This window comes from Allokutzneria albata, assembly GCF_900103775.1.
Lineage (GTDB): Bacteria > Actinomycetota > Actinomycetes > Mycobacteriales > Pseudonocardiaceae > Allokutzneria > Allokutzneria albata.
This window is the reverse complement of record NZ_LT629701.1, coordinates 2,198,058-2,222,945: the sequence shown is the minus strand read 5'-3', so window position 1 is coordinate 2,222,945 and position 24,888 is coordinate 2,198,058. Positions and strand designations below refer to the sequence as shown.

Annotated in this window: 26 protein-coding genes and 1 pseudogene; 15 read left to right on the top strand and 12 right to left on the bottom strand. The window is 69.9% G+C overall.

The window, feature by feature from the left end:
- The first annotated feature begins 22 nt into the window (after positions 1–22).
- Positions 23–775: a class I SAM-dependent methyltransferase gene (locus BLT28_RS10045; RefSeq protein ID WP_052408064.1), complete on the top strand. Its 753-nt coding sequence runs from the start codon at positions 23–25 to the stop codon at positions 773–775.
- Between the two features lie 8 nt (positions 776–783).
- On the opposite strand, the gene BLT28_RS10040 is transcribed toward BLT28_RS10045, so the two are convergent.
- The 3 genes from BLT28_RS10040 to BLT28_RS10030 all read right to left on the bottom strand — a co-directional run bounded on the left by BLT28_RS10040 (position 784) and on the right by BLT28_RS10030 (position 4,006).
- Positions 784–1,695: a MerR family transcriptional regulator gene (locus BLT28_RS10040; protein WP_030432900.1), complete on the bottom strand. Its 912-nt coding sequence runs from the start codon at positions 1,693–1,695 to the stop codon at positions 784–786.
- 179 nt (positions 1,696–1,874) lie between these two features.
- A protein-coding gene (locus tag BLT28_RS10035; RefSeq protein WP_156051699.1) for an IS5 family transposase occupies positions 1,875–2,743 on the bottom strand; the annotation gives its coding sequence in 2 pieces (ribosomal slippage) (positions 1,875–2,524 and positions 2,524–2,743; 870 coding nt in all).
- A gap of 144 nt (positions 2,744–2,887) precedes the next feature.
- Positions 2,888–4,006 carry an HNH endonuclease signature motif containing protein gene (locus BLT28_RS10030; protein ID WP_083383704.1) on the bottom strand — a complete coding sequence of 373 codons (1,119 nt, stop codon included), beginning with the start codon at positions 4,004–4,006 and terminating at the stop codon, positions 2,888–2,890.
- A gap of 318 nt (positions 4,007–4,324) precedes the next feature.
- Between BLT28_RS10030 and BLT28_RS10025 the strand changes: the two are divergent.
- Positions 4,325–5,188: pseudogene (locus BLT28_RS10025) on the top strand (IS5 family transposase).
- Positions 5,189–5,203: 15 nt separating this feature from the next.
- On the opposite strand, the gene BLT28_RS10020 reads toward BLT28_RS10025, so the two are convergent.
- The 4 genes from BLT28_RS10020 to BLT28_RS10005 form a co-directional block, all read right to left on the bottom strand.
- Positions 5,204–6,130 (bottom strand): isoprenoid biosynthesis enzyme family protein, encoded by a 927-nt coding sequence (locus tag BLT28_RS10020; RefSeq protein WP_156051810.1) that lies wholly within the window; start codon positions 6,128–6,130, stop codon positions 5,204–5,206.
- 25 nt (positions 6,131–6,155) lie between these two features.
- The gene (locus BLT28_RS10015) at positions 6,156–7,007 is read right to left on the bottom strand and encodes an isocitrate lyase/PEP mutase family protein (RefSeq protein WP_030433468.1); all 852 of its coding nucleotides are present in this window, start codon (positions 7,005–7,007) and stop codon (positions 6,156–6,158) included.
- 70 nt (positions 7,008–7,077) lie between these two features.
- A complete protein-coding gene (locus tag BLT28_RS10010; RefSeq protein WP_030433467.1) occupies positions 7,078–7,470 on the bottom strand; it encodes an MmcQ/YjbR family DNA-binding protein in 393 nt (130 codons plus the stop codon).
- 2 nt (positions 7,471–7,472) lie between these two features.
- A complete protein-coding gene (locus BLT28_RS10005) occupies positions 7,473–8,024 on the bottom strand; it encodes an AAA family ATPase (protein WP_052408194.1) in 552 nt (183 codons plus the stop codon).
- 126 nt (positions 8,025–8,150) lie between these two features.
- On the opposite strand from BLT28_RS10005, the gene BLT28_RS10000 reads away from it, so the two are divergent.
- The 4 genes from BLT28_RS10000 to BLT28_RS09985 all read left to right on the top strand — a co-directional run bounded on the left by BLT28_RS10000 (position 8,151) and on the right by BLT28_RS09985 (position 13,003).
- Entirely contained in the window at positions 8,151–9,842 is a 1,692-nt protein-coding gene (locus BLT28_RS10000) for a hypothetical protein (RefSeq protein WP_043814138.1), read from the top strand.
- An 87-nt stretch (positions 9,843–9,929) separates the two neighbouring features.
- On the top strand, positions 9,930–10,478 hold the full coding sequence (locus BLT28_RS09995) for an RNA polymerase sigma factor (protein ID WP_030433464.1): 549 nt from the start codon (positions 9,930–9,932) through the stop codon (positions 10,476–10,478).
- Complete coding sequence (locus BLT28_RS09990) at positions 10,471–10,938, top strand: peroxiredoxin family protein (RefSeq protein ID WP_030433463.1); 468 nt, start codon at positions 10,471–10,473, stop codon at positions 10,936–10,938. Before BLT28_RS09995 ends, BLT28_RS09990 begins: the two co-directional genes overlap by 8 nt.
- Before the next feature lie 10 nt (positions 10,939–10,948).
- Positions 10,949–13,003, top strand: a complete 2,055-nt coding sequence (locus tag BLT28_RS09985) for a tetratricopeptide repeat protein (protein WP_052408193.1) — start codon at positions 10,949–10,951, stop codon at positions 13,001–13,003.
- On the opposite strand, the gene BLT28_RS09980 is transcribed toward BLT28_RS09985, so the two are convergent.
- The gene (locus BLT28_RS09980) at positions 12,987–13,463 is read right to left on the bottom strand and encodes an RrF2 family transcriptional regulator (protein WP_231950842.1); all 477 of its coding nucleotides are present in this window, start codon (positions 13,461–13,463) and stop codon (positions 12,987–12,989) included. The genes BLT28_RS09985 and BLT28_RS09980 overlap by 17 nt on opposite strands.
- 96 nt (positions 13,464–13,559) lie before the next feature.
- Here BLT28_RS09980 and BLT28_RS09975 point away from each other — a divergent pair, with 96 nt between their 5' ends.
- The 5 genes from BLT28_RS09975 (at position 13,560) to BLT28_RS09955 (ending at position 18,847) form a co-directional block, all read left to right on the top strand.
- Complete coding sequence (locus BLT28_RS09975) at positions 13,560–14,744, top strand: MFS transporter (protein WP_030433460.1); 1,185 nt, start codon at positions 13,560–13,562, stop codon at positions 14,742–14,744.
- Positions 14,745–14,761: 17 nt separating this feature from the next.
- On the top strand, positions 14,762–15,361 hold the full coding sequence (locus BLT28_RS09970; RefSeq protein WP_030433459.1) for a nitroreductase family protein: 600 nt from the start codon (positions 14,762–14,764) through the stop codon (positions 15,359–15,361).
- A 730-nt stretch (positions 15,362–16,091) separates the two neighbouring features.
- Complete coding sequence (locus tag BLT28_RS09965; RefSeq protein ID WP_231950711.1) at positions 16,092–17,339, top strand: MFS transporter; 1,248 nt, start codon at positions 16,092–16,094, stop codon at positions 17,337–17,339.
- A gap of 69 nt (positions 17,340–17,408) precedes the next feature.
- Entirely contained in the window at positions 17,409–17,843 is a 435-nt protein-coding gene (locus BLT28_RS09960; RefSeq protein ID WP_030433457.1) for a nitroreductase family deazaflavin-dependent oxidoreductase, read from the top strand.
- Positions 17,844–17,929: 86 nt separating this feature from the next.
- On the top strand, positions 17,930–18,847 hold the full coding sequence (locus tag BLT28_RS09955; RefSeq protein WP_043814135.1) for a ParB N-terminal domain-containing protein: 918 nt from the start codon (positions 17,930–17,932) through the stop codon (positions 18,845–18,847).
- On the opposite strand, the gene BLT28_RS09950 is transcribed toward BLT28_RS09955, so the two are convergent.
- A complete protein-coding gene (locus tag BLT28_RS09950; RefSeq protein WP_030433455.1) occupies positions 18,831–19,718 on the bottom strand; it encodes a LysR family transcriptional regulator in 888 nt (295 codons plus the stop codon). The genes BLT28_RS09955 and BLT28_RS09950 overlap by 17 nt on opposite strands.
- Before the next feature lie 83 nt (positions 19,719–19,801).
- On the opposite strand from BLT28_RS09950, the gene BLT28_RS09945 reads away from it, so the two are divergent.
- Genes BLT28_RS09945 through BLT28_RS09940 form a run of 3 tightly spaced genes read left to right on the top strand, consistent with a single transcriptional unit; the run spans position 19,802 to position 21,728 of the window.
- Positions 19,802–20,653, top strand: a complete 852-nt coding sequence (locus BLT28_RS09945; protein ID WP_043814134.1) for an EamA family transporter — start codon at positions 19,802–19,804, stop codon at positions 20,651–20,653.
- Between the two features lie 28 nt (positions 20,654–20,681).
- Complete coding sequence (locus BLT28_RS40865) at positions 20,682–20,834, top strand: hypothetical protein (protein ID WP_169748593.1); 153 nt, start codon at positions 20,682–20,684, stop codon at positions 20,832–20,834.
- 9 nt (positions 20,835–20,843) lie between these two features.
- Positions 20,844–21,728, top strand: coding sequence for a PfkB family carbohydrate kinase (locus BLT28_RS09940; protein WP_030433453.1), 885 nt, complete (start codon positions 20,844–20,846; stop codon positions 21,726–21,728).
- Here BLT28_RS09940 and BLT28_RS09935 read toward each other — a convergent pair.
- The 3 genes from BLT28_RS09935 to BLT28_RS09925 form a co-directional block, all read right to left on the bottom strand.
- Positions 21,725–22,204, bottom strand: a complete 480-nt coding sequence (locus tag BLT28_RS09935) for a DUF6194 family protein (protein WP_231950709.1) — start codon at positions 22,202–22,204, stop codon at positions 21,725–21,727. The genes BLT28_RS09940 and BLT28_RS09935 overlap by 4 nt on opposite strands.
- 195 nt (positions 22,205–22,399) lie before the next feature.
- On the bottom strand, positions 22,400–23,323 hold the full coding sequence (locus BLT28_RS09930; protein ID WP_030433451.1) for an NADP-dependent oxidoreductase: 924 nt from the start codon (positions 23,321–23,323) through the stop codon (positions 22,400–22,402).
- Positions 23,324–23,365: 42 nt separating this feature from the next.
- Positions 23,366–23,860, bottom strand: a complete 495-nt coding sequence (locus BLT28_RS09925) for a hypothetical protein (RefSeq protein WP_030433450.1) — start codon at positions 23,858–23,860, stop codon at positions 23,366–23,368.
- 140 nt (positions 23,861–24,000) lie between these two features.
- On the opposite strand from BLT28_RS09925, the gene BLT28_RS09920 reads away from it, so the two are divergent.
- On the top strand, positions 24,001–24,825 hold the full coding sequence (locus tag BLT28_RS09920; RefSeq protein ID WP_052408192.1) for an SAM-dependent methyltransferase: 825 nt from the start codon (positions 24,001–24,003) through the stop codon (positions 24,823–24,825).
- Positions 24,826–24,888: the final 63 nt, after the last annotated feature.

The following is a 24,888-nucleotide window of genomic DNA, read 5'->3' as shown; positions in this document are numbered from 1 at the left end:
GGGATTCTGGTAAAGGTGAGGTATGGCGTCCCAAAGTCACGTTGCCTCCGAGAACCCGTCAGGTTTGTACGACTACGACAGCCTTGCCGAGGCTTACTCGGCCGAGAACGAGACCAGCCTCATGAACGCCTACTACGAGCGGCCCGCGACCCTGGCCCTCGCCGGGGACGTGGCCGGTCGGCGGGTCCTCGACGCCGGGTGCGGCTCGGGACCGCTGTCCTGCGCGCTGCGTGAGCGGGGCGCCGTCGTGTCCGGGTTCGACGCCAGCGCCGGAATGCTGGAGCTGGCCCGGCGGAGGCTGGGTGCCGACGCGGACCTTCGGGTCGCCGACCTGGCCGAACCGCTGCCCTATCCCGACAACTCCTTCGACGACGTCGTGGCGTCCCTGGTGCTGCACTACCTGCGGGACTGGGGACCGCCGCTCGCCGAGGTGCGGCGCGTGCTCAGGCCCGGGGGCCGGCTCATCGTCTCCGTCGACCACCCCTTCGCGATCAACTTCCTGCAGCACCAGACCGGGCCCAGGCCCGACTACTTCGCGACGGAGCACCGGATCGAAGAGTGGACCTTGGGCGGGCAGACCGCGAAGCTCAGCTTCTGGAACCGGCCGCTGCACGCGATGACCGACGCCTTCACCGCGGCGGGCTTCCGGATCTCCGTCATCCACGAAGCCAAGCCCGTTCCCGCCGCGCGCGAGGCGTCCCCGGACGACTTCGACATCCTCAACACCTTCCCGAGCTTCCTGTTCTTCGTCCTCGAAGCCCCAGAGCACGGCTAGGCCGTGTTTTAGGTAGCGGGTGAGTCTTGGGCGGATAGCTCTTCGGCCAGTTCCATACAGCGCAGGCGGGCTGGGGAGAAGTCGTAGGGCGTCTTGCCGATGGCTTCGAACGCGCTCATGGAGTCAGCCTCCCGCCTGCCAGAGCTGAGGTCGGCCTCGTCCTCGCCGTCATCGGCGGTAGCAGAGTGCATAGTGTCCCAGGCGTCGCAGAGGGCATCGTCGTCCTTACCCAGGCCGGATTCCTCGATGACGGCCTGCAGGGCGCTTTCGAAGGCGTGCCGCTCGGCGGCCACTTGAGCTACCCGTGGATCCTCGACGGCGACGCTGTCATCGAGTGCCTCCTCGGCGTCATCGATGCGGTCGGAATCCTCCCGCAGAGCGGGATGCGTGGCCAGGACGACGAAGCGGGTGGCCTGGACGGCCGCGCCGAGCGGGCCGAAGATCCGCTCAGTGACCAGCAGACTGTCCAGGTCCGCCTGACGCAGGGAGCCTTCGGGCAGGCTCTTGAGGCGTTCGGTGACGAAGTCGGAGAGCAGGCCCATCCGGCTGCCTTCGGCGCGCATCCGCTGCACGGCGGTCCGTTGCCGCCGCAATTCCGCCTCCTGCTCGGCGAGGGTTTCCTCCAACCGCTCCAGGATGCCCGCGATACCGTCTCCGCTGTCCGCACCGGCGGAAGCCACGCCGGTGGTAAAGGCGTCACGGATGTCGTCCAGGGCGATCCCGGCGTTGGCCATCTTGCGAATCCACAGCAGGCGGATCATGTCCTCGTACCCGTAGCGGCGGCGGTCATCACCGCCCCGCTCAGGCTCGGGGAGCAGGCCGATCTCGTGGTAATGGCGAATCGCCCGTGGCGTGGTGCCGGCGAAGGCCGCCGCGTCACCGATCTTGACCTGGCGGGGTGGCATGAAAGACGAACGCATGGGCAGGGACCTTCCCTCAAGGGATCGGGACGTACGTCCACTGGACCACATGCCGCTACGGAAGGTGCAACCCTGTACACACCGCCCCGCGCCCATGCCAGGAAATGTGCCCTTCCTCCGTAACGACCGCAGGGCCGTCGTTTCCTGCTGGGGCATCCGCACGACGGCAGGCTGAGGGTTCACAGCCACTGATGAATCGCCGCGACCTGAACCGTCGCCTCGAACCGAACCGCAGGTTTGTCAAACCGGGTTGCCACGGCCCGGTGCTGCTTGAGACGGCTGATCCCGCATTCGACCACGTGCCGGGCCTTGTAGTCCTCGCGGTCGAAGAAGGGCGGACGGCCACCGCCACGTCCGCGGCGCCTGCGGTTGCGGACCTGATCGACCGGCTCAGGAATCGTGCACCTGATGCCACGTCTGCTCAGGTAGGCGCGATTCGCGCGTGAAGAATACGCCTTGTCGCCGCGCACCCGCAGGGGGCGGCTTCTCGGCCGGCCGACACCAGGCCGGGGCACCCCGATCGCGTTCAGGACCGGCTCGAACTGCGGACTGTCGCCGCGCTGCCCGGCGGTGATCAGCAGCGACAACGGCTTCTGTCCCTGCTCACACGCCAGATGAATCTTCGTGGTGAACCCGCCTCGCGACCTGCCCAGTCCATGGTCTTCAGATTCGGCGCTCACTCCGCCTGGCGGTTCCTTCTGCACAGCACCGCGCCGACGGGCACCGGCAGCGTGCTGGTGTGCCCGGCAGATGGTGGAGTCGACATTGACCTCCCAGAAGATCAGTCCGGCCGCATCAGCCCTCGCCTGCAACAACGTCAGCAGTCGGCCCACACGCCCCGACGCTGCCATCTCCGGAACAGTCCACACACCGTCTGCCACGGTCCGTACTCGAACGGCAGATCCCGCCACGGAACTCCGGTCCGAACCCGCCACCGCACACCGTCTACCAGCCGGCGACAGCCAGGCCACTCGCGGCTTATGCCCACCGCAGGCAGCAACGACTCCAGCACCGACCACTGCTCATCAGAAAGATCGCCTCGCCCCACATCTTGATCATCATCGTGCAGGGCGCGCACAGGAATCCGAACCTAAAACACGGCCTCGCCCTTGTCCTGTAAGTCATCGCGGCCAGAAGTGCCTCGTGACCGCCCTCTCCTTGACGATCACGAATGGCAGGGCGCGTTCTGACGTTAGAAGGGCGCCGGGTCGGCGATGGGTTCGAGTTCGGTCTCGATCACCTTGCCACTCGGCGTGGTCCAGGCATGCGTCCCGTCCGCCCGGTTCTCGCACGTCCAGCTGGAGTGGGTCTTCATTCGGTGGTGGTGCCTGCACTTCGGGCGCAGGTTCTGCACCGTGGTGTTGGTGCCGTCGAAGGGACAGCAGTGGTCCAGGTCGCAGCGGTGGGCGGGTTGGTTGCAGCCGACCATGGTGCAGGTCGGGTAGCGGGCGTTGATGAGTTCGCGTTGTGCTGGGGTGGGTCGGTAGGTGGTGATGTGCTCGGCCATCCCGCTCACCGGGTCGGTCAGGATGCGCTTCCAGATCCCATTCGCCGCCACATCCGCCACGATCTCCGCGGGCAGCGGCCCGTACCCGGCGAGCATGACCGGGTCTGTGGTCAGGCCCAGGATGTTGGTGATCGGCATGGTCAGGTTCACGCACACCTCCCCCTGCGGTGCCGGGGTGTCCTTGCCCATCAACAAATCCGCGGCCACATCGGATCGCTTTTGGTCGAGGGTTCGGTCATCCTTCGGGAGCGCCCGCGCGATGCGGTCGATGCGATCGAAGGCCAAGGCCGCGTCCAGGGCCGGGAGGACGACGCGCAGGGAGCACATGCCGTCGTCGAGGTTGAACTTCTCCACCAACCGCTGCTTGCGCTTCTCCTCATGACGGCGCAGGGCTGCTTCAGCGTCGAGCTTGAGGACATAGCGCCGGGCATACCGTTGAGACGCGGTGTAGTTGTGCGTGGCCGCATGGTTGATCAGCACCGGCTCGGCGATCGCCTGGTTGGCGGTGTCGAGGACACTGACCTGATCGATGATCATCAACGCCTTGCCCTCATCGATCCGCCCCTCCGACAACGCCTCCAACACCACCGGGTGCTCCACCAGCGACATCGCCCGATCAATGAGCTTGTTGCCCTTGACCTGGGAGACATGCAGCAGTGGCATCAAGACATCCCCGGCATACTGCTGCACTTGCGGATCGAGGTCGTTGTAGAGCTTCATCAGGATCGAGGCGAAGACCGCGACAGCCTTACCTATAGCTGCGTAGGCGGCCACGACGTCGTCTTCGATATCGGCAGGGGCCATACTCCTATTTTAGCGTCTGCAAATAGTGGATCATGGCTCTACGGAGTGAACTTTCCCTTACGCGGCAAGGGAAACCAGGTTCCAGCTACCGCAAGCCGGGGCTGCCAGCTGAGGCTTTACCTGGGGTGCGCGTGCCATACGCTCGTCGCGAGGGCCGGAGTTTCATCCCGTGCCCCGTGAGGCCCAAGGGCACGCGCAAGGGGCCCCAGGTCAAGCCGACCCCACACCGGAACCAGCACAAGCAGGAAAGCCAGCCCACAGAAACTAGGCCGTGTCCTGTAAGTCGTTGATCAGGTCGTCTGGTAGTTCTGGTGTGGGGTGGGCCGTGGTGAGCTGACTGACCGAGCCTGGGCTGCGATCGAGCCGTTGTTGCCGCCGGTCTCTGGTGGTGGCCGTAGGTGGCGTGATCATCGGCAGGTGATCAACGCGATCTTGTGGAAGCTGCGCACCGGCGCCCCCTGGCGCGACCTGCCCGAGCGGTACGGGCCGTGGAAGACCGCGCACGAGCGGTTGCGGTTGTGGAGCAAGGACGGCATCTGGCAGAAGATCCTGGACGAGGTGATCGTCAAGGACGACTCGGTCGGCGCCGTGGAGTGGGTCATCAGCGTGGACTCCAGCGTCGTCCGGGCTCACCAGCACGCTGCTGGAGCCCGGAAAAAGGGGGCTGCGGGGAGGAAATCGAGGCCCTCGCGGTCGCCGGGGAAGGACTCGGGCGATCCCGCGGAGGACTGAGTACCAAGATCCACTTGGCGGTGGACGGGCGCGGACTGCCGATGCGGATCATCCTCACCGCCGGCCAGGCCGGGGACAATCCGCAACTGATCCCGTTGCTTGACGGCATCCGGGTTGCCCGGAGCGGACCGGGACGGCCTCGCACCCGGCCGGGTGCCGTGATCGCTGACAAGGCTTATTCGCATCCCTGCACGCGCCACGCGATGCGGGCACGCCGGATCCGGTTCCTCTGCCCCGAACGCGATGACCAGACCGCCCACCGCAAAGCCCAGGGCTCACACGGCGGCCGCCCACCCGGCTTCAACACCGAAACCTACAAGCAGCGCAACGTCGTCGAACGCTGCTTCAACCGGCTCAAGCAGTTTCGACCTGGCCACTCGCTACGCCAAACGCGCCGCCTACTACCAAGCCGAACTGGTCATCGCCGCCATCGTGCTGTGGCTGCGATGACTTACAGGACAGAAACTAGTCAGGACACGGGCAAGGACACGCGGGGGAGACGAGGTTGGCGGCCTCGGGGAGCCGCGGCTGCGGGTGGGCCTGCTGCCAGTCGTGGTGACCGCGCATCCAGGAACCGAGCCCGGTCACGTACCGCTCCACCGCGTCGATCTCCGACTTGTCCAGCTCCAGAGCCGCCATCATCTCCGGCAGGTCTTCGCGGACGCGCTCGAAGGCGCGGATGTCCTCGCGGACCCGTTCGAGGGTCTGCTGGTCGTCGGCGCCCGAGGCCGACCAAGCGGTCACCCTGCTGGTGATCCAGCGAAGGCTGCGCAGCTGCGGGCTGTCGTGCGCGGTGAGCGGGAGCTCGCAGTCCAGCAGCGACTCCAGCAGCACGGGGACCAGTTCGAAGTCGAGCCTGCCGCCGTGCAGGTACGAGACGGCCGATGCGGTGAACGACCGGATCGCTCGGACGTCCCAGTCCCTGGTCATGCCCTCGAGCAGCTCCGACCAGAGCCCGGCCCACACGCACACGCCGTGGCTGTTGCCCCGGACCGCGCGGGCTGTGTGGCACGACGCGACGAGGTCCTTGACGTGCTCGACGGCCAGCCGCGGTTCGGCGGCGGCGAGGCGGGGCAGCTGGTCGCGCCAGACGAAGGCCCAGCCGAGCACGCGCATCGCCAGGTCCAGCCGGTCCGGTGCGGCGGCGGGCACGGCGTGCGCGGCCAGGGCCGGGATGTCGGCTTCGTCGTAGTCCTGGTACCAGGACTCGGCAGGGGGGAGCAGGCCGATCGACCGCGCCCATCCCGGGTGGTCCTCCGAGACGGTGCTGCTGTGCGGATTCACGGTCAGGTCGAACGGGAGGGGGAAACCGAGGGAAGTGAGCATGGCGCTGCCGTTCTCGTGATGAGCCGGGCGGAGTCCGCCGACCACCATCCCGCGTTCGCCACGCACCGCGAAAGCGGCCAATTCGGGGTTGTCAGTGAACAGGCTCCCGGTGGTGGCGGCTGATGTTGCGGCTGAGCAGGCCGAAGGAGTCGGCGACGGTGATCGACTCCTCGGGCAGCCTGCCGTCGGCGGCGCGCAGCCGCGTCAGCTCCTCGTCGATCGCGCTGTGCGCCGCGAACAGGCACGGCGTGCTGTAGATCGCCACGTCCACGCCGATCTCGGCCAGCTCGCTCAGCGACAACCGGGGCGAGCGGCCTCCGGCGATCTGGTTGAACAGCAGCGGTTTGCCGCCGAGCACCGACTTGATCTCGCGCATCAGCCGCACGCTGCCCACCCCGTCCACCAGCACCACGTCGGCGTCGGTCGCGGCGAGTGCCGCCGCGCGGCGCAGGATCTCGTCCTCCTCGGTGGCGTCGGTGCGCGCGACCACGACGAGGTCGGTGCGCGTCCGCAGCACCAGCTCCAGCTTCTCCAGGTACTGCTCCAGGGGCAGGATCTGCTTGCCCGAGACGTGCCCGCAGCGCCGCGGCCGCTGTTGGTCCTCCAGGATCACCCCGGACGCGCCGAGGAGTTCGAGGTGGCCGATCACGTGGCAGGCGACCTCCGGGTCCACGTAACCGTCGTCGATGTCGACGAGCAGGTGCTTGTCCGGGAAGGCCAGCCGCAGCCGCTGCACGAAGCCCACCATGTCCGGCCAGGCGATGTAGCCGATGTCCGGCAGCCCGTAGTAGGAGGCCGCGAACCCGAAGCCGGAGACGAAGAACCCGTCGAAGTGCCGTGCGGCGATCGAGGCCGAGACCATGTCGAAGACGCCGATCAGCGGGGTCACCCCGGCCGAACGCACCTCGTCGCGCAGCGCGGACCCGTAGTGCGGAGTTGCCATGCCTCGAACCTACGAACGCCCTCGGGGCAGCGTCGAGGTATCGAAGGAATGGATCAAGATCACCCGGTGGCTACTTGTGCTCGTCGAGGAACCGCTGGGCCAGCCTTGTCGGCGCGCGGTCCAGCCAGGCCTCGGTCAGCAGCTCCTCCAGCGCGGTGACGTCGATCCGGTCCAGCCGGACGAGCACCGAGGCGTGGCCGTCGAAGTGCGGTGTGGTGAAGCACGGGCCGCCGGGCTCGGCGAGCAGGGCCTCCTTGGCGCCCAGGTCCGGCACCCGCACCCCGAGGACCGGGCCGGTCGGCGCGGAGTCCCCGAGCGCGTCGAGGTCGGCGCGGCGCAGCGGGCGCTCCCAGGCGAACGCCTTGTCCTTCACCCGCCACGCGGGCGCGGCGTCGTAGGTGGGGCGCTCGGTCGTCTCCGGGAGCGCGAGGGCGATGCGACGGACGTCGTCCCAGGTGGCCATGGCTAAATGTAACGCGGAAGGGGCTCCTGCCACGGTAGCGCGAACCGCTCGGCGATGATCTCCGCGGAGGTCTCGGCGTCGCAGGTCTCGGTGTCGATGTCCACATCGGACGGTGGCTGCTCCGAGGCGTCGTGGGACTGCCGGATCCGCCGCAGCACCTCGACGTCGGCGAGCTTGTGGAACTCGGCGCGGCTCGGGGCGCCGATCCGCCGCTCCTGCTCGGCCCGCCCGACCAGCAGCCGCACGAAGCGGACCCGCCCGCCCGCCGACTCCACGGCCGACCGCACGCGCCCGGGGAACCCGGCGGGCACGGTGGGCTCGGGGGCGAATGTGAAGATCAGTGACGTTCCGGTCCTGGCGGCGTCCGTGATCACGTCGAGCCACATGCGTTCCCGCAGTCGCACGAAAGGCTCGGTGCCGAACGGGAACACGGTGGTCAGCAGGTCCACGACGAGGTGGTTGTGGAACACCGGATACCCGACCCGCTCCGCGAGGGCGCGCGCGACGGTCAGCTTGCCCGACGCGGCGGGCCCGTGGAGGAAGACGAGGTCCATGCGACAACGGTGGCAGCACCGCGCCCCGTCGTCGATTCGGTTTCCACGGGTTGACTAGGATCGGAGTTCTTGTCCGGTGTCCTTTGACACACAACGAAACACGACAACCGATCGGTATTACCGAGTGTGAGCCGTTTCAACCGCTTTCTCCCTGCGCTGGTCTACCTGCCGCTCGCCGTGTTCGTCTACCTGCACCTGTGGCGCAGTCCGGCGAACAGCTACCTGACCTTCAGCGGTCAGGACCAGAACATGTTCGAGTGGTTCTTCGCCTCGGCGGCCAAGGCGGTGACCGACTTCGGCAACCCGCTGCACTCGGAGCTGCAGAACTACCCGCTCGGCGTGAACATGATGGCGAACACGACGGTGCTCGGCCTCGGCGTTCCGCTGGCCCCGATCACGTTGCTGTTCGGGCCCACCACGACGTGGACGGTGGTGCTGACCGGCTCGCTCGCGGGCACCGCGTGGGCCTGGTGCCACGTGATGACGAAGGAGTTCGGGTACTCGCGGGCGGGAGCGCTGGTCGGCGGCGGCTTCTGCGGATTCGCCCCCTCGGTGATCTCGCACGGCAACGGGCATCCCAACTTCGTCGCGCTGTTCGTGCTGCCGTTCATCGTCGCCCGCGCGCTGCGCATCGCCAGGGGAGCGCGGCCGGTCCGGGACGGGGTGATCCTCGGGCTGCTGGTGACCTACCAGATCTTCATCGGTGAGGAGCCGCTGCTGCTGTGCATGGTCACGCTCGTGATCGCCCTGCTGGTGCACGCCGCGGTCCGGCCCGCCGAGGTCCGCCCGATGCTTCGGCCCCTGGCGAAGGGTTTCGGTGTCGCGGCCGGACTGTCCATTGTGGTGTGCGCCGTTCCGTTGTGGTGGCAGTTCTTCGGCCCGCAGAGCTACGCCTCGCTGCGGCACGGCGGTGGCAACGACGTCGCCGCGCTCACCACGTTCGCGACGAAGACCTTCGCGGGCAACAAGATGGACGCGGCCGTGCTGTCGATGAACCGCACGGAGGAGAACGCGTTCTTCGGCTGGCCGCTCGTCGTGTTCGTCATCGTGCTGGCGATCGTCCTGTGGCGGGTCACGACGGCTCGGACGCTCGCGATCACCACGGCGGTGATGGCCTTGCTGTCCTTCGGCGCCGTCGTGGTCGTCTACGGCACGGAGACGGTGCCCGGCCCGTGGGCGCTGCTCGGCGGACTGCCGCTGTTCGAGTCCGTGCTGCCCTCGCGGTTCGCGATGGCCTGCGTGCCGCTGATCGGGCTCCTGCTCGCGCTCGCCACGGACCACCTGGCCGGAGTGGGCAAGCACCGCGTGCTGTGGTTCGGGATGATCACCGCCGTCCTGCTGCCCATCGCCCCGACCCCGCTCGACACGTTCGGCCGTCCCAAGCCGCCGGCGTTCTTCGCCGACGGGACCTGGCGGGACTGGGTGGACGACGGCTCGGTCGTCGTGGTCCCGCTGCCCGACCCGGGCGACGCGCGCGCACTGTCGTGGCAGGCGAGGACGGGGATGGGTTTCCGGCTCGCCGAGGGGTACTTCGTCGGGCCCGCCGGACCGGATCGCGCGGGCACCTACGGCGCGGTGCGGCGGCCGACGTCGGAACTGCTGGCCAAGGTGCGCGGCAGCGACGAGGTCCCGATCACCGAAGCCGACCGGGAGAACATGCTGCGGGATCTGCGGTACTGGGCCGCGGACGTGGTGGTGCTGTCTCCGGAGGAGCGCAGTGGCCGCGTGGGCAGGGCCGTTGCAGACCTGCTGCGGCGGGACTCGGTGTACGTGGGCGGGGTGTGGGTCTGGGACGTGCGCTCGCTCGTCCCGGCGTGACGCAGGTCTCATCCGGGGCTGAATCCTTCGGCTCGCCCGCCGCCTCTTGTAAGCGTCGGGAGATCCCCGGTGCTGGAGGAGGTTGTCGTGGCTGATCCCGGTTGGCCGAGGGAGCCGCTGATCGTCGCCGCCCAGGGCGGGGACGAGGCAGCGATCGCCGCGCTGATGTCGGGCTCGCACCCGCACATCCAGCGCTTCGCGCGCTCGCTGTGCGCCACCCCGGAGGACGCGGAGGACTCGGCGCAGGAAGCGCTGATCATCCTGTACCGCAAGATCGGCACCCTGCGGGCATCCGCCGCGCTCGCGTCGTGGATGTTCCGGATCGTGCGCAACCTGTGCCTGCGTCAGGCCGCGCGCGCGTTGCGGGGCGACGACCTGGCGCGCCCGGCCGCGATCGCCTCGGCGGAGGACGACGTCATGCAGCGGCTGGAGGCCCAGCGAGTGGCCGCGGCGATCGCGGCGCTGCCCGCCGACCAGCGCCGCGTGCTGATCATGCGCGACATCCAGGGCTGTTCGGGACGGATGACCGCCGACGCGCTCGGGCTGAGCGTGCCCGCGATGAAGTCCCGCCTGCACCGGGCCAGGGCGACGGTCCGCCAGCTGCTCGAGACCTCACAAGGAGAACCCCATGCTTGAAACCGGTTCCACCGTCGCTGACATCGAGTTCGAGGACACCGCCGGGCGCGCGGTCCGCCTCGCGGACTACCGGGGCACGGACAACGTCCTGCTCTACTTCATGCGCTCGACCGCCTGCGCCGTCTGCAACAGCCACGTCAAGGACCTCGTGCGGCGGTCCGCCGAGCTGACCGCGGCCAACGTGCGCGTGCTGATCGCCGTCCCCGAGGGCCGAGCCGAGGCCGAGGCCTGGCGGGCCAAACGCCAGGTCCCGTTCCCGGTGGTCACCGGCCGTCGCGGCACCCCGCACGAGGCGGTCGGGCTGATGAAGAAGGTGTTCGGCGCTCTGCAGCAGTCCGGTTCGCTGCTGATCGACCGGAACGGTGTGATCCGCCATGCCCACTCGGCGACCGTGCCGACCAACAGCTACGACAAGAAGGGAATCGCCAAAGCGATCACGGAGCTGCCGACCCGGGCCTGATACTGGGCTGATGCGCAACGAGCTGTCGGGGACGGTCGCGGGCCACAGCGTGCAGGCGGGGGAGATCCACGGCGATGTGCACTTCCACGCAGCTCGTGCCGAACCGCTGGTGCCGCGTCAGCTCCCCCGCCCGACCGCGAACTTCGTGGGCAGGGCGGAGGAGCTGCGCGCGCTCGCCGGCTCGGACGCGCCGGTCCAGGTGATCCACGGGACTGCGGGCGTCGGCAAGACCCAGCTCGCGTTGCAGTGGGCGAGCCAGGTCGCGGAGCGCTTCCCGCACGGGCAGCTGCACGCGAACCTGCGTGGCTTTGACCCTTCCGGTGAGCCGGTCAAGCCGGATGAGGTGCTGCACGGGTTCCTCGACGCCCTTGGCGTCCACCCGCAACGCGTTCCGCCCGGTCTCGACGCGAAGACCGCGTTGTACCGCAGCCTGGTGGCGCGCCGATCCGTGCTCGTGGTGCTCGACAACGCGCGTGATGCCGACCAGGTCCGGCCGTTGCTGCCCGGTGGCACCAGCTCCCTGACCCTGATCACCAGCCGGGAGCGGTTGACCGGTCTCGTGGTGCGCGAAGGCGCGCGTCCGTTGGAGGTCGGGCTGCTCACCGACGCCGGTGCCGTGGAGTACCTGACCCGGATCGTCGGTGCGGAACGCGTTGCGGCGGAAGAAGAATCAGCGCGAGTGTTGTGTTCGCGGTGCGCCGGCCTGCCGCTGGCCTTGTCCGTCGTGGCCGCCCGTGCCGTGGAGCGGCCGACGTTCTCGTTGCGGGACTTGGTCGCGGAACTCGACGAAGAAGCGCAGCGCTTGGACGCGTTCGAGGACGGCGATCTGCGCGCGGTCCTGTCCTGGTCCTATCGCGCTTTGAAGCCCGGCACGGCGCGCCTGTTTCGCTTGCTGGGCAACCATCCTGGGCCGGACGTCGGCGTGCACGCTGCGGCCGGCACGGCGGGTATCGCGGTGTCGGAGACTCGCACGATGCTCGCGGAGTTGTCACGCGCCGGGCTGCTGCAAGAGTGGCGCCGCGGCCGTTTTCGCTTCCACGACCTACTTCGGTTCTACGCGGGGGAGTTGGCCCACGACGCCTCGGACGACGTGCACGCGGCCCAGCAGCGCTTCGTCGACTACTTCCTCACCACGTCGATCGCCGGGTACCGCTACCTCGAACCCCATGGCACCGCGGAGTTGCTTCCCCCGGCTCCTTCGCCCGACGTCGCCGTGTTCGCGATCTCCGGCTACGACCAGGCGATGGCGTGGTTCACCGAGGAGCATCCCGCACTGCGCGACGCGGTCGGTGTCGCGAACGGTTCCTCCGTGTGGCGGCTGGCTTGGGCTTGGGCGGTTTTCCTGCGCAGGCGCGGACACCGCGAGGATCGGGTGTTCGTGCACCAGAAGGCAGTGGCCGCCGCTGTCGAGACCGGGAACCGCCAGGAGGAGGCCCGTTCCCGGCGGTTGCTCGGGCACGCCCACCGCAAGATGAGCGACCCGCGCACGGCGATCGGCGAGCTGACTCTCGCATTGGAGATCTTCCAGGAGATCGGTGACCGCGAGGGCGAGATCCTGTCCCGCCTCGCCATCGGTCGCGTTCACGAAGTGCACAGGAACTATCCGGAAGCCCTCGCGCACGCGCGCAGTGCCTTCGCTCTCCTCGATTCCGCGACGGGCCGGGCCGCACGCGCGGACACCCTCAACGCGCTCGGTTGGTTCACCGCGCTGTCCCGGCCGTCCCACGCCGCCCACGCGCACTGCGTCGCGGCCCTCGATCTGTACCGGACGCTTGGTTTCCTTGAGGGGCAAGCAGATGCGCTGCTCGGTGTCGGCTACGCCGCGCACCGCCTCGGTCGCACCGAGGAGGCGATCGCACACTACTCGGAGTCTCTGCGGCTCGACCAGGAACTCGGCGACCTGTACTACGAGGCGTTCGCCCGTGAGCACCTCGGCGATGCCCATGATTCCCTGGGGCACCGCGCCGACGCCGACCGGGAATGGCGGAGCGCCTGCGCCATCTACACCTCGCTCGGTCATCCCGACGCATCGCGCGTCCGGCAGAAGCTCAGCCCCGGGTCTTGAGCAGCCAACCGCGCACGTCGGCCATCGCGGTGCCGCCGCTGTCCTCGTCGATGCCCTCGGCCAAATCGGCGACGGTGACGCCGGCGAGCGCGTGTGACCACGCTTGCTGGGCGGCGGCCATCGTGCGGGCGATCGCGCACTGGCGCACGCATTGCTCCGGGGGAATGCCCAGCGGGCCACGCTGCCGGATCTCCGCGCACCGGTAGGCGGGTTCACCGCCGTCGATCGCCTGCACGACGTCAAGCACGCTGATCGCCGCGGCGGGTCTGGTGAGGGTGTAGCCGCCCACCTGACCGGCCGTGGACCGGACGATCCCGGCTCGGGACAACGCCTGCAGGTGCTTGGCCGTGTACGCCGGCGGGGTGCCGTGCAGTTCCGCCAGCCGCGCCGCCGGTACCGGCTCCTGGCTCTGGCTGAGCGTGACGCAGCTGTGCAGGGCCCACTCCACGCCGTTCGACATCTTCACGAGCTCCATCCTACCGATCTCGGACACAAAGCATCCGAGTTGTGGTAGAACTCGGACAAGAAATATCCGAGATCAACGACTGGGGTGCTCATGACAGGCATTGCGACCCGTACATCCCTGGGAGCCGCGGCGGTCGCGCTGTTCGCCGCCGCGGCGAACCTGCGACCGGCCATCGCCGCGGTCTCGCCGCTGGTGGATCGCATCCGGGCCGATCTGGATCTGTCCGCGACCGGAGCGGCGTTGCTGACCACCATTCCCACGCTGGCCATGGGTGTTTGCGCGCCGCTGGGCGCGTACGTGGGCCGTCGCTTCGGGTTGCAGCGCGGGGTGCTGTTCGGGCTCGCGGTCATCGCGGTGGCCACCGCGGCGCGGCTGGCCGGTGCGTCCACCTGGCTGCAGTTGAGCAGTGCGGCGGTCGTGGGGGCCGGGATCGCGATCGCCCAGACCTTGTTGCCTGCCGTGGTCAAGACGCGGTTCGCCACGCGAGCGAGCCTGGTGACCGGCGTCTACACCGCGGGTCTCGGCTTTGGTGGAGCGGTGGCGGCCGGCGTGAGCGCACCGCTGGCCGACCTGCTGGCGTCCTGGCCGGGAGCGCTGGCGTCGTGGGCGGTCCTCGCGGTGGCGGGGATGGTGACGTGGTCGGCTGCGAAGAGGTCGCTGGGGTTGGACGAGGTCGCCGCCCTTGCCGGGCCTGCGACGCGGGGTCTGCCGTGGCGCAGCGGCCTGGCTTGGCGGATCACGGTCCTGTCGGCGGTCAACTCGGCGCTGTACTACTGCGAGCTGGCTTGGGTGGTGCCGCTGCTGCACTCCGACGGGGGCCACGGTGCCGCTGCTTCCGGGATCATGCTGACGGTGATGATCTCCATCCAGGTCGTCGCGATGCTGGCCGTGCCCGCGCTGCTCGGCGAGAACCGGGACAAGCGAGGTGGCCTCGCGTTCACGATGACGGTGACCGCCGCCGGTTTCCTGGGGCTGGCGATCGCGCCGGGCACGGCGACGTGGCTGTGGATCATCGCTCTGGGCCTCGGGCACGGCGGCCTGTTCACACTCGTGTTGACCATGCCGGTCGTGGTGAGCCGTGATGCCGGTGAGGCCGGGCGGATCAGCGCGATGGCGTTCTTCGTCGGCTACGGCAGTGCCGCGCTGGCTCCGGTGCTGGTGGGAGCGCTGCGGGACGGCACGGGCGATTTCCGTCTCGCCTTCGGCCTGCTGGGCGTGCTCGGCCTGCTGACGCTGCTGCCCATCGCCCGCCTGCGCGCCGCCGACCGGCCCTGACGAGAAAGGCTGGACCGATGGATTTCGCCGAAGTGCTGCGGGGCCGCCGGATGGTGCGCCACTACCGGACGGATCCGGTGCCCGCCGAGACACTGCGCCGGGTCGTGCGGGTCGTCCGCCGGGCTCCCAGTGCCGGTTACAGCCAGGGTCACCGACTGGTGGTGATCACCGATCCGGCGCTGCGCCGACGACTGGCCGCGGTAGCCGAGCCCTGGTACCGCGAACACGGCTACCAGCCGTGGATCTCACAGGCCCCCGTGCACATCGCCATCGGGATACGGGAAGCGTCCTACCACGAGCGCTACACCGAATCCGACAAGCTCACCTCGGACGGCAGCGAAATCCCGTGGCCGGTGCCATTCTGGTGGTTCGACGCCGGTGCGCTGTTCATGCTGCTGCAACTCGCCGCGATCGACGAGGGCCTGACTTGCGGCTTCTACAGCCCCGCCCCACCCGAACAACTCCACGCCCTCGCCGAGATCGCCCAGTTCCCCGACGACGTCGCCCTCGCCGGTGTGCTCACCCTGGGCTATCCCGCCGACCCGGACGCGCCACCCAGCCGTCGCCTCACCGAGCGCCGCAAACCGTTCGACGAACTGGTCACCTGGCGCGACTGACCTTCGATCACCAGTGCCGCCGACAATCCCGACCCACGGAGGCAGTCCCGCGCCCGCGAGTCGCCCGCGCGAACATGTCGTCGAACCCGGCTCGCACTGGGAGGGCGCGGGTTCGGCGATCGGTTCCAGATCCCGTCCACTGCAACCCCCTCCCGATGTGCGCGGGCAGGTAGCCGTAGCCCGCTTCCGACCCAGAGTGCGATGGTCCTTCGGCAGTGCGCGGGCGATGCGATCGATCCGGTCATCCGCCAGGGTTGCGTGAGCGGTCAGCTCCGAGGCGCGGTGCAGCAGCCGGTTGGCCTTGGACATCGGCAACTCAAACGCCGGCACCTCCTCCGCGAAAGCGGCTGCAGCTTCAGCCGGGGCAGCATAGGAGGCCTATCGGATCCATGCTTTCGATTTTGGTCGAACAAGATGGACGATCGCGGCTCTAAGGGTGAATTCCCGGGCGCCCGACAAGCCCGAAAACCTGGGGTTCGCCTGCCATGCGCTTTCCCGCGAGGGCCGGTTCCTGATCGTGCCCGCCCGGCAGGCCGTTGGCACGCGCAAGGGGCCCAGGTCAAGCCGACCCCCAAGGCTGGAAGCCCAGCCGTTCCCAACCCGGAAAATCCCAACCCCAGAAGCTTCGGATCAAAGCGAACAGTGGTCAGGCCCACCGCGTTCCCGCTTGTCGCAACCCCGCCCGGTCAAGAAAGCTGGGCGGAATCAGAGTCTGAGAGGAAACAGCACCGTGCAGCGCAGGATCGCGTTCGCGTCGTTCGCGGGGACGGCGATCGAGTTCTACGATTTCTTCGTCTACGGCACGGCGGCGGCGCTGGTGTTCCCGACGTTGTTCTTCCCGGCGCTGGGGGCGACGGCGGGGACGGTGGCGGCCTTCGCGTCGTTCGCGGTGGCGTTCGTGGCGAGGCCGCTCGGGGCGGCGTTGTTCGGGCACCTCGGGGATCGCTTGGGGCGCAAGCGAACCCTGACGTACACGTTGCTGCTGATGGGCTTGTCGACGGTGGGGGTCGGGCTGTTGCCGAGCGCGGCCTCGATCGGGGTGGCGGCGCCGGTGATCCTGGTGGTCCTGCGGTTCCTGCAGGGGATCGCGGTCGGCGGGGAGTGGGGTGGCGCGGCGCTGCTGGCGGTGGAGCACTCCGAGCCGGGCAGCCGGGGGCGTTCGGGTATGTACCCGCAGCTGGGGCCGGGGACGGCGTTCTTCCTGACGAGCGTGACCTTCCTGATCAGCGGGTTGACGATGAGCCGGGAGTCGTTCGTCGCGTGGGGCTGGCGCATCCCGTTCCTGCTCAGCGTCGTGCTGATCGCGGTGGGCCTCTACGTGCGCCTGCGGATCGCCGAGACGCCGGTGTTCCGCGCGGCGGAGCCGAGCAGGCGGTGGCCGCTGCGCGCGGCGTTCACGGCGCACACGCGGCACATCCTGCTCGGCGGGGGAGCGCTGAGCGCGGCGTTCGGCCTGAACTACATCGGCACGGTGTACCTGACCAGCTACGGCACCGCGGTCCTGCGGCTGTCGCAGCCGACGATGCTGCTGCTCGGGGTGATCGGCGGGCTCGTGCTGGTGGCGGCGACCGCGGCCGGGGCCCTGTACTCCGACCGGGTCGGGCGGCGGCGGGTGATCCTCGGCGGGAACGTCGCGGCCGTGGTGTGCGGGCTGGTGGTGTTCCCGATCATCGACAGCGGCTCGGTGGCGCTCGTCGGGGTCGGCCTCTGCCTGCTGCTGGTCGTCGGAGGCGCCGTGCTGGGCCCGGCGGCGGCCTACATGGCCGAGCTGTTCGAGACCGAGCACCGGTACACGGCGGTCGGGTTGAGCTACAACCTGGCGACGGTGCTCGGCGGGGCGGTTCCGCCGCTGGTGGCGACCGCGTTGCAGGCGGCCTACGGCAGCATCGCGGTCGGGGTGCTGATGGCCGCGTACGGGGTCCTGTCGGTGGTGTGCGTGCTCGCGCTGCCGGAGACCCGGGATCACCCACTCCGGTGACCTGCGGAATGCGGGTGATCTTCACGGTGTTGCACCAGGGGCAGAAGCCTCGATGTTAGGAGCGTTGCCATGCCGTTGACCGGCGAGTACGAGCCCAGCCCGACCGAGTGGGTGCGCAACCAGGTCGAGCTGTACGAGAGCTCGGGCGGCACCGAGGGCACGACGATGCGCGGGCTGCCGGTGATCATTCTGACCACCAAGGGCAACAAGTCCGGCAAGCTGCGCAAGACCCCGCTGATGCGCGTGGAGCACAACGGTTCCTACGCGGCCGTGGCCTCGCTCGGCGGGGCGCCGAAGCACCCGGTCTGGTACTACAACGTGCTCACCGAGCCGAACGTGGAGCTGCGGGACCGCACCGAGGTCGGCGACTACGTGGCGCGCGAGGTGACCGGCGAGGAGAAGGCGCTCTGGTGGGAGCGCGCGGTCGCGGCCTTCCCGGACTACGCCGACTACCAGAAGAAGACGGATCGGGAGATCCCGGTCTTCGTGCTCGATCCGGCCTGACAGCGCCGCGTCACCGATTCACGGGGCGTGACCGGGCGGGGGTCCACCGCTAGCTTCGGACTCCCCCCGGCCGCCAAGGAGAAGTCGTGACCGCCCAGCAGGACGTCGGCACCCAGCCGCGCGAGCGTACCCGGGTGCCGATCGCCGAGCTGCGCGGAAGCGACTCGCCCAGGCTCGGCGGGGTGGACGAGGAGCTCGCCCGGCGCATCGCCGAGCAGCCCGATCCACTCGCGCCGATCCTGGTGTGCCGGTCCACCATGGCAGTCCTCGACGGAAGGCACCGGCTGCGCGCCGCGGAGCTGCGCGGTGAGGACAGCGTGGAGGTGGAGCTGTTCCACGGTGACCCCGACTCCGGCTTCCTGCTCGCCGTCCGCCGCAACACACTGTCCACAGTGGACCGCAAAGCGGCGGCGCTGCGGTTGGTCAGCACCTATCCCGAGTGGTCGGACCGGCGGATCGCCGCCGCGGCGGGGCTGTCGCCGAAGACCATCGCCGCCGCGCGGGCCGGCGCGCCCGTCCCCCGGCGCGGCAGCAGGATGGGCCTGGACGGCCGGGTCCGCCCGCTCGACCGGATCAGCGGCAGGCTGCGCGCTGCGGAACTGCTGGCCAGCGCGCCCGGCTCCTCCCTGCGCGAGGTGGCGGCGGCCGCGGGGATCAGCATCGGCACCGCCAAGGACGTGCGGGAGCGGGTCCGGCTCGGTCAGGACCCGGTCGGGCCGCGCCGCCGCGCGGAGGAGCCCGCCGCGGCCCGGGGCTTCACCGACTCCCTCGACCTGCTGAACAACCTGCGCCGCGACCCGTCGCTGCGCTGCTCGGAGGTGGGCCGGGGCGTGCTGCGGTTGCTCGGCGCGCACTTCCTGGACCGCCGCGAGTGGGAGCGTTTCGCCGAGGCCGTTCCCCGGCACTGCGCCAAGGGCATGGCCCGGATCGCCCGGCAGTGCGCCGAGGCGTGGAACGACTTCGCCGACCAGGTCGAACGCCGGGCGGCTAACGAGCGGCGGTGAGCCGGTCCAGCACCAGGGCCAGCGGTGGCCAGGTGCGGCGGCCCCGGCGGATCACCGCGTAGGAGCGCAGCCGCACCTCGGGCTCGGCGAGCGGGACGAGCCGGACACCGGCCCGGTGCGGGCGCTCGACGGGCAGCAGGCCGACCCCGAGCCCGGCGACGATCAGCTCCTCCACCAGGTCCAGGCTGTCCGCCTTGTGCCGCACCGCGGGCCCGGCCCCCGCCATCGAGGTGAGCACGCGCACCACGTCCTCGTCGGCGCGGTTGCGGGAGTTGCCGATCAGGTCGTGCTCGCGGAAGGCCTCGAAGACCGCGAGCGAGTTCCCGGACACCCCGGCCGCCAGGTGCTCCGGCACACCGAGACCCCACCGCGCCGTCCACAGTGGAATCGACTCCAGCGAGGCGTCCAGCGGTGCCGGCGCGAGGTTGTAGTCGTAGACCATCGCCAGGTCGATCTCGTCGGCGCCGAGCAGCGCGACGGCCTCGGCGGGTTCGTGCTCGTGCGTGATCAACCGCACCCCGGGGTGGCTGTCCGCGAACTCCAGCACCAGGGGCAGCAGGGAGCGGCTGATCGCGGTGGCGAAGCCCGCCGTCCGCACGGTGCCCACCGGATCCGTGCTGGGGTGCAGGTCCGCGCGCGCCGTCTCGACCGCGGCCAGGATCGTCACCGCGTGCTCGGCCAGCCGCCGTCCCGCCGGGGTCAGCCGGACGCGCCTGCCGTGCGGCTCCAGCAACTGGGCCCCGGCTTCCCTTGCCAGCACGGCGATCTGCTGGGAGACCGTGGACGTCGTGGTGCCGAGCGCGTCGGCGACCGCGCGCATCGAGCCCAACCGGGACAGTTCGAGCAGCAGCTGCAGCCGTCGCGTCTCCATCAGCGCATTGTCCATAATCGATGGACATTTCGTCCATATTCGCGTGGTGGACGCGAACGGTTCCGGTTTCGTTTACTGGCCGCATGACCTCCACCTCGACCCGCTCCGGCGCCGCGATGGCGCTCGTGGCGATGCTCTGCGTGCAGCTGGGACTGGCGTTGTCCGTGGGCCTGTTCGACCGGATCGGCCCGGACGGCGCCGCCTGGTTGCGGCTGGCGTGGGCCGGCGTGCTGCTGCTGGTCCTGGTCCGGCCGCGGCCGTCGAGTTTCGCCAGGCCGACGCTGCTGGCGGGCCTCGCGCTCGGCGTCGCGACGGCGGGGATGACCATGCTGTTCATGGCGGCGGTCGCGCGCATTCCGCTCGGTACCGCGAGCGCGCTGGAGTTCATCGGCCCGCTCGGGGTGGCCGTCGCCAGGGGACGCGGCGGGAACAAGGCGTGGCCCGCGCTCGCGGCAGTGGGCGTGCTGCTGCTCACCGAGCCGTGGCACGGGGGAGCGGACCTGGTCGGCGTCGCGTGCGCGCTCGGCGCCGCGGCGTGCTGGGCGGCCTACATCCTGCTCACGCAGAAGGTGGGGGACGAGGTCGCTGGAGTGCGTGGCCTGGCGATCTCGATGCCGACGGCCGCACTGGTCGCGACGCTGTTCGGCGGACCGTCGTCGGTGGGGCTGCTGACCTGGGAGCTGGTGCTGGTGGGTCTCGGGCTGGCGCTGCTGCTGCCGGTGATCCCGTTCAGCCTGGAGATGCTCGCGCTGCGCAGGCTGACCACGACGGCCTTCGGCACCATGATGAGCTTCGAGCCGGTGATCGCCCTGGTGACCGGATTCCTTGTGCTGCACCAGGTTCCGAGCCTCACCGCGCTGGCCGGTGTCGGCTTCGTCGTCGTCGCGTGCATCGGCGCGGAACGCACGGGTGAGCGCGCCGCGGCTGTGGTGTGAGGTGTGGTGGCCGGGGTAACCGGTCGGCATGACCGAACCCAGCCCTCTCGAATCGGAACCTCGGGAACCCCACGCCGAGGACTACGAGGACCCCGAGGAGTTCGCCGACGCGGTCGGGGTGGACCCGACACCGCAGCAGGTCGACGACTACAAGGAGGCGACCGAAGAGCCGCCGGACTGAGGGAGCGCAGTGGACAGCGTCGTCGTGCTCGGCCAGATCGCTCGCGACCTGGTTCTCACCCTGGACGAGTTGCCGGAGCCGGGCAGCGGGGCGCCGGTGACCTCGCGGCGCGAACTGCTCGGGGGCAAGGGCGCCAACCAGGCTGTCGCGCTCGCGCAGCTCGGTGCCGAGGTCGCTTTGGTCGGCGCCGTCGGCACGGACGACGTCGGCGAGGACTTGCTTCGCCAGGCCACCGCGGACGGCATCGACGTGTCGGCGGTCGTACGGCGCGGCGCGGACAGCGCGCTGATCGTCGACGTGCTCGAACCGGGCAACCAGTGGCGCTACCTGGAGTACGTTCCGCGGGAAACCCTTGTGGCAGAAGAGGATGTGCTCGCCGCGGAGAAGCTGATCGCGGACGCGGGCACCGTCCTCGTGCAGTTGCAGCAGCCTGCCGCGGCGTGCCTGGCGGCGGCTCGGCTGGCACGGGCGGCGGGAGTGCGCGTGGTGCTGGACGGAGCGCCGCCGACGACCGGGACGCACGGGGCGGAGCTGGTCGAAGAGGCGCATGTGATCCGCGCGGATGCCCGGGAAGCCGAGCAGTTGACGGGTGCGCGGCTCGACGACGCCGACAGCGCGTGCGCCGCGGCGCGAGAGGTGCTGCGCCGAGGGCCGGAGCTGGTGGTGCTGGAAGTCTCCGGTAAGGGAAATGTGTTCGTCACCAACGAGAATGAGCTGTTTGTTCCCCTTGAGGACACACCCGTCGTGGACACCACGGGCGCAGGGGATGCGTTGATCGCCGCGCTCGTGGTCGGCCTGCACCGCGGCGCCCCGCTGCCGGAGATCGCCGCCGCCGCGGTGACCGCCGCCGGTCGGACGACGGGCCACCCCGGCGGACGCCCTTCGCTGGGCTAACCGGTGCGCTTCGCCCGCTTGTTGTTGTGCTTGCGGGCGGCGAACTCGTACGCCTCGGCCAGCATCGGCCGAATCGTGTCCATAGTGGACTGAGTGGGGTTCACCACGCTCACCCAGTACTGGCCGGCGTAGATCGGATGCGGGACCACCTGGTCGCGCGCGGCGTGGTCGTAGCCGGTGGACAGCACGCCGTGCTCGTCGCGTTCCGTCGGCGGGGCGCCGAAGAGCGAGGTGTAGGTGGCCTTCGTCAGCCCGATGTTGAGCCGGTAGGCCCCGGGTTCGTCGAGCCGGGAGACGCTGTCGTAGTTGTCGCCGGTCACGATCGTCACGTACGGGAAGGTGCGCTCCGGCGGGATGTCGCCGTCCGGGTCGTAGATGAAGAACAGGTCACCGGCGTTCTCCATCGTGGTGGTGCCCTCGAAGCTGTCCAGGATGTGTCGCCGCAGGTCCGTGGCGTCGATCGGTCGAGAATCCATGCTTCAAGTTTCTCATTGAACTCCTTTTTGAGGGTTTGTCCGCGCTGCTCTGGGGACAGGGGGAGCAAAGCCTCAAATCGGGGAGAAGTTCGAAGGTCGTGGGGCGACGGACCGACCTCCAGCGCGGTGGGACGAGAGGTTCCGGCGTCACCCGCACGAGGACCCGGAGGAGTCGCCACGACGCGGGAGGGCAGCTCAGTCGACGGTGAGGACGATCTTGCCGCGCGTGCGACCCTCCTGGTTGAGCCGCCACGCCTGCGCGGCCTCGGCGAGCGGCAGCGCCCGGTCCACGTGCACGGTCAGCTTTCCGGCGTCGGCGAGCTCGGCCAGTTCGGCCAGGCCCGCGCTGTCCGGCCGCACCCACACGTAGTGGCCGCCGCTCGCGAGCACCTGGGGGTCCACAATGGACGCGATTCGGTCCGCCTTCTTCAGCAGGGGCAGCGACGCCTCGATCGCGTCACCGCCGACGAGGTCCAGCACCGCGTCGACCCCGTCCGGCGCGAGGTCGCGGACCCGCTCGGCCAGCCCGGCACCATAGGTGACCGGTTCCGCGCCGAGGCCGCGGAGGAAGTCGTGGTTGCGCTCACTCGCGGTGCCGATGACGCGGGCGCCCCAGGCGAGCGCGATCTGGGTGGCCAGCGAGCCCACGCCGCCCGCTGCCGCGTGCACGAGCACGGTGTCGCCCCGCTGCACGTCGACCCTGCGCAGCGCCTGGTGGGCGGTCAGCCCGGCCAGCGGCACCCCGGCCGCCTGCTCCCAGGACAGCGCCGAGGGCTTGCGCGCGAGCATCTGCACGTGCGCGGACACGAACTCCGCGTAGGCGCCGAGGTGCACCTTGTCCTTGCGCACGTACCCGTAGACCTCGTCGCCCACGGAGAACTCCCCGGCGTCCAGGCCGACCCGTTCGACGACACCGGCCACGTCCCAGCCGGGGACCAGTGGGAACCGCGTCTCCATGAGCCCGTCCAGCGCTCCGGTCGCGAGTTTCCAGTCCACCGGGTTGACCCCGGCCGCCCTGACCCGGATCAGGACCTCGCCCGGAGCGACCTTCGGCTCCGGCAGCTCGGTGAGCCGCAGCTGGTCGGGTCCGCCGTACTCGGGCAACGCGATCGCTCTCATACGGGGTGGAACGCATCGGGGGTACCGCTGATTCCCTCCGGCTCAGCCGTCGCGGTAGGTGGTCAGTTGCGCGCGCTCGTCGACGTGGAGCGGCGGCAGGCCCAGGAAGACGTCCTTCGTGGACACCGGCCCGAACGCGAGGTTCAGCGTTTCCAGGCTGTAGTACCAGGGGCCGGTGCCGGAGAACGAGGCGCGCCGATAGGTGATCTGCCACCGCACCCACTCGCCGGGGCGCAGCCGCACCGCGGGCGGGCGACGCCGGATCGCGCCGGGCGTTCCCCGTGGCAGCAACATGATCCGCAGCAGGCCGTCGGCCTCCCGCAACTGCACCTCGTCGCGGCTGGGCGGGCCGTGCAGCACGGAGAACTGCGGCTCGAAGTCGTGATCCCATTCCCGTTGGGTCACCGTGTGCACCAGGGGCCGGGTCGTCTCCGGCAGGGTGAACGCCACGGGCAGGGCGTTGCGCCGCGCGGCCTCCTCGCCACCGCGGGACTGCTTGGTCCACGTCGTCCGCACCCACTGCGCTGTGACGTCCACGGCCGAAGCATGCCAGTTCCCACCGCTCCGTACCGCGATTTTTCTTCAGCTGTGGTGTTCAACTGCGACCGTGGGAAATGACCTTCCACTGTGCACAATGACCGGCCCTGACCGTTGATTCAGCCCGCCGGAGCACACCGATGACGACCCCCGACCCGATGCCCGTCCAGCAGACCGCTGACTGGGTGGCCGCGCGGCGCGCGATGGAGTACGAGGAGCCGGAACCGTTCATGCGCGACCCGCTCGCGGCGCTGCTGGTGCCCGCGGGGGCCAGGGCCGTGATCGTGGGCATGCACGGCATGGGCATCTCCACGAGCGCCGCCGTCATCCGCGGCAGGCTCGGTGACGAGGCGGTGCTGCGGGCGGTTGCCGAGGGCGGCAGGCAGGTGGTGAGCCTCGGCGCGGGTTCCGACACCCGCGCGTTCCGGCTGAACCTGCCCGCGGAGCTGGCCTACTTCGAGCTCGACCTGCCCGGGCAGCTCCTGGCGAAGTCCCGCAGGCTGGAGGCGTTCCCTCCCCGGTGCCACTACACGATCGTGGAGGCCGACCTCACCGAGGACTGGGTCCCCGCGCTCGCCGCCGCCGGGTTCCGAGCGGAGCTGCCGACGCTGTGGATCGTCGAGGGGCTGCTCCACCACCTGCCGCTGCCGATGTGCGACTGGGTGCTCGCGGGCCTCAGCGGGGCGTCCGCGCCGGGGTCCCGGTTCATCGGGGACGCCTTCGACACGGAGTTCCTCACGTGCCCGGACAACGCCCCAGTCGTGGAGCTGGTGCGCTCCATGGGCCGGTCGCTGACCGCGATCGACGATCCCGTCGCGTGGCTCGCCGGACACGGCTGGTCGGCCGAGGCGCACCGAGCGGACCGGCTTGGCACCGCGGGTCACCCGCTGCTCGACGAGCCCGTCCCGCCGCGCCTGGCCGACGCCCAGACCGGGTTGAACCACCTGTACGCCACCTTCGGCTGATCAGCGGAGGTGGCTGCTCAGCACCTCGGCCGCGCCCAGCCCTGACGCCGCGGCTCGGGCGGC

Bases quoted from the DNA above. Each gene is read 5' to 3' on its own strand.
- BLT28_RS10045 (WP_052408064.1), top strand. From the start codon at position 23: ATGGCGTCCCAAAGTCACGTTGCCTCCGAGAACCCGTCAGGTTTGTAC.
- BLT28_RS10040 (WP_030432900.1), bottom strand. From the start codon at position 1,695: ATGCGTTCGTCTTTCATGCCACCCCGCCAGGTCAAGATCGGTGACGCG.
- BLT28_RS10030 (WP_083383704.1), bottom strand. From the start codon at position 4,006: ATGGCCCCTGCCGATATCGAAGACGACGTCGTGGCCGCCTACGCAGCT.
- BLT28_RS10015 (WP_030433468.1), bottom strand. From the start codon at position 7,007: ATGGCAACTCCGCACTACGGGTCCGCGCTGCGCGACGAGGTGCGTTCG.
- BLT28_RS10010 (WP_030433467.1), bottom strand. From the start codon at position 7,470: ATGGCCACCTGGGACGACGTCCGTCGCATCGCCCTCGCGCTCCCGGAG.
- BLT28_RS10005 (WP_052408194.1), bottom strand. From the start codon at position 8,024: ATGGACCTCGTCTTCCTCCACGGGCCCGCCGCGTCGGGCAAGCTGACC.
- BLT28_RS09990 (WP_030433463.1), top strand. From the start codon at position 10,471: ATGCTTGAAACCGGTTCCACCGTCGCTGACATCGAGTTCGAGGACACC.
- BLT28_RS09985 (WP_052408193.1), top strand. From the start codon at position 10,949: ATGCGCAACGAGCTGTCGGGGACGGTCGCGGGCCACAGCGTGCAGGCG.
- BLT28_RS09980 (WP_231950842.1), bottom strand. From the start codon at position 13,463: ATGTCGAACGGCGTGGAGTGGGCCCTGCACAGCTGCGTCACGCTCAGC.
- BLT28_RS09975 (WP_030433460.1), top strand. From the start codon at position 13,560: ATGACAGGCATTGCGACCCGTACATCCCTGGGAGCCGCGGCGGTCGCG.
- BLT28_RS09970 (WP_030433459.1), top strand. From the start codon at position 14,762: ATGGATTTCGCCGAAGTGCTGCGGGGCCGCCGGATGGTGCGCCACTAC.
- BLT28_RS09960 (WP_030433457.1), top strand. From the start codon at position 17,409: ATGCCGTTGACCGGCGAGTACGAGCCCAGCCCGACCGAGTGGGTGCGC.
- BLT28_RS09950 (WP_030433455.1), bottom strand. From the start codon at position 19,718: ATGGAGACGCGACGGCTGCAGCTGCTGCTCGAACTGTCCCGGTTGGGC.
- BLT28_RS09945 (WP_043814134.1), top strand. From the start codon at position 19,802: ATGACCTCCACCTCGACCCGCTCCGGCGCCGCGATGGCGCTCGTGGCG.
- BLT28_RS40865 (WP_169748593.1), top strand. From the start codon at position 20,682: ATGACCGAACCCAGCCCTCTCGAATCGGAACCTCGGGAACCCCACGCC.
- BLT28_RS09935 (WP_231950709.1), bottom strand. From the start codon at position 22,204: ATGGATTCTCGACCGATCGACGCCACGGACCTGCGGCGACACATCCTG.
- BLT28_RS09930 (WP_030433451.1), bottom strand. From the start codon at position 23,323: ATGAGAGCGATCGCGTTGCCCGAGTACGGCGGACCCGACCAGCTGCGG.
- BLT28_RS09920 (WP_052408192.1), top strand. From the start codon at position 24,001: ATGACGACCCCCGACCCGATGCCCGTCCAGCAGACCGCTGACTGGGTG.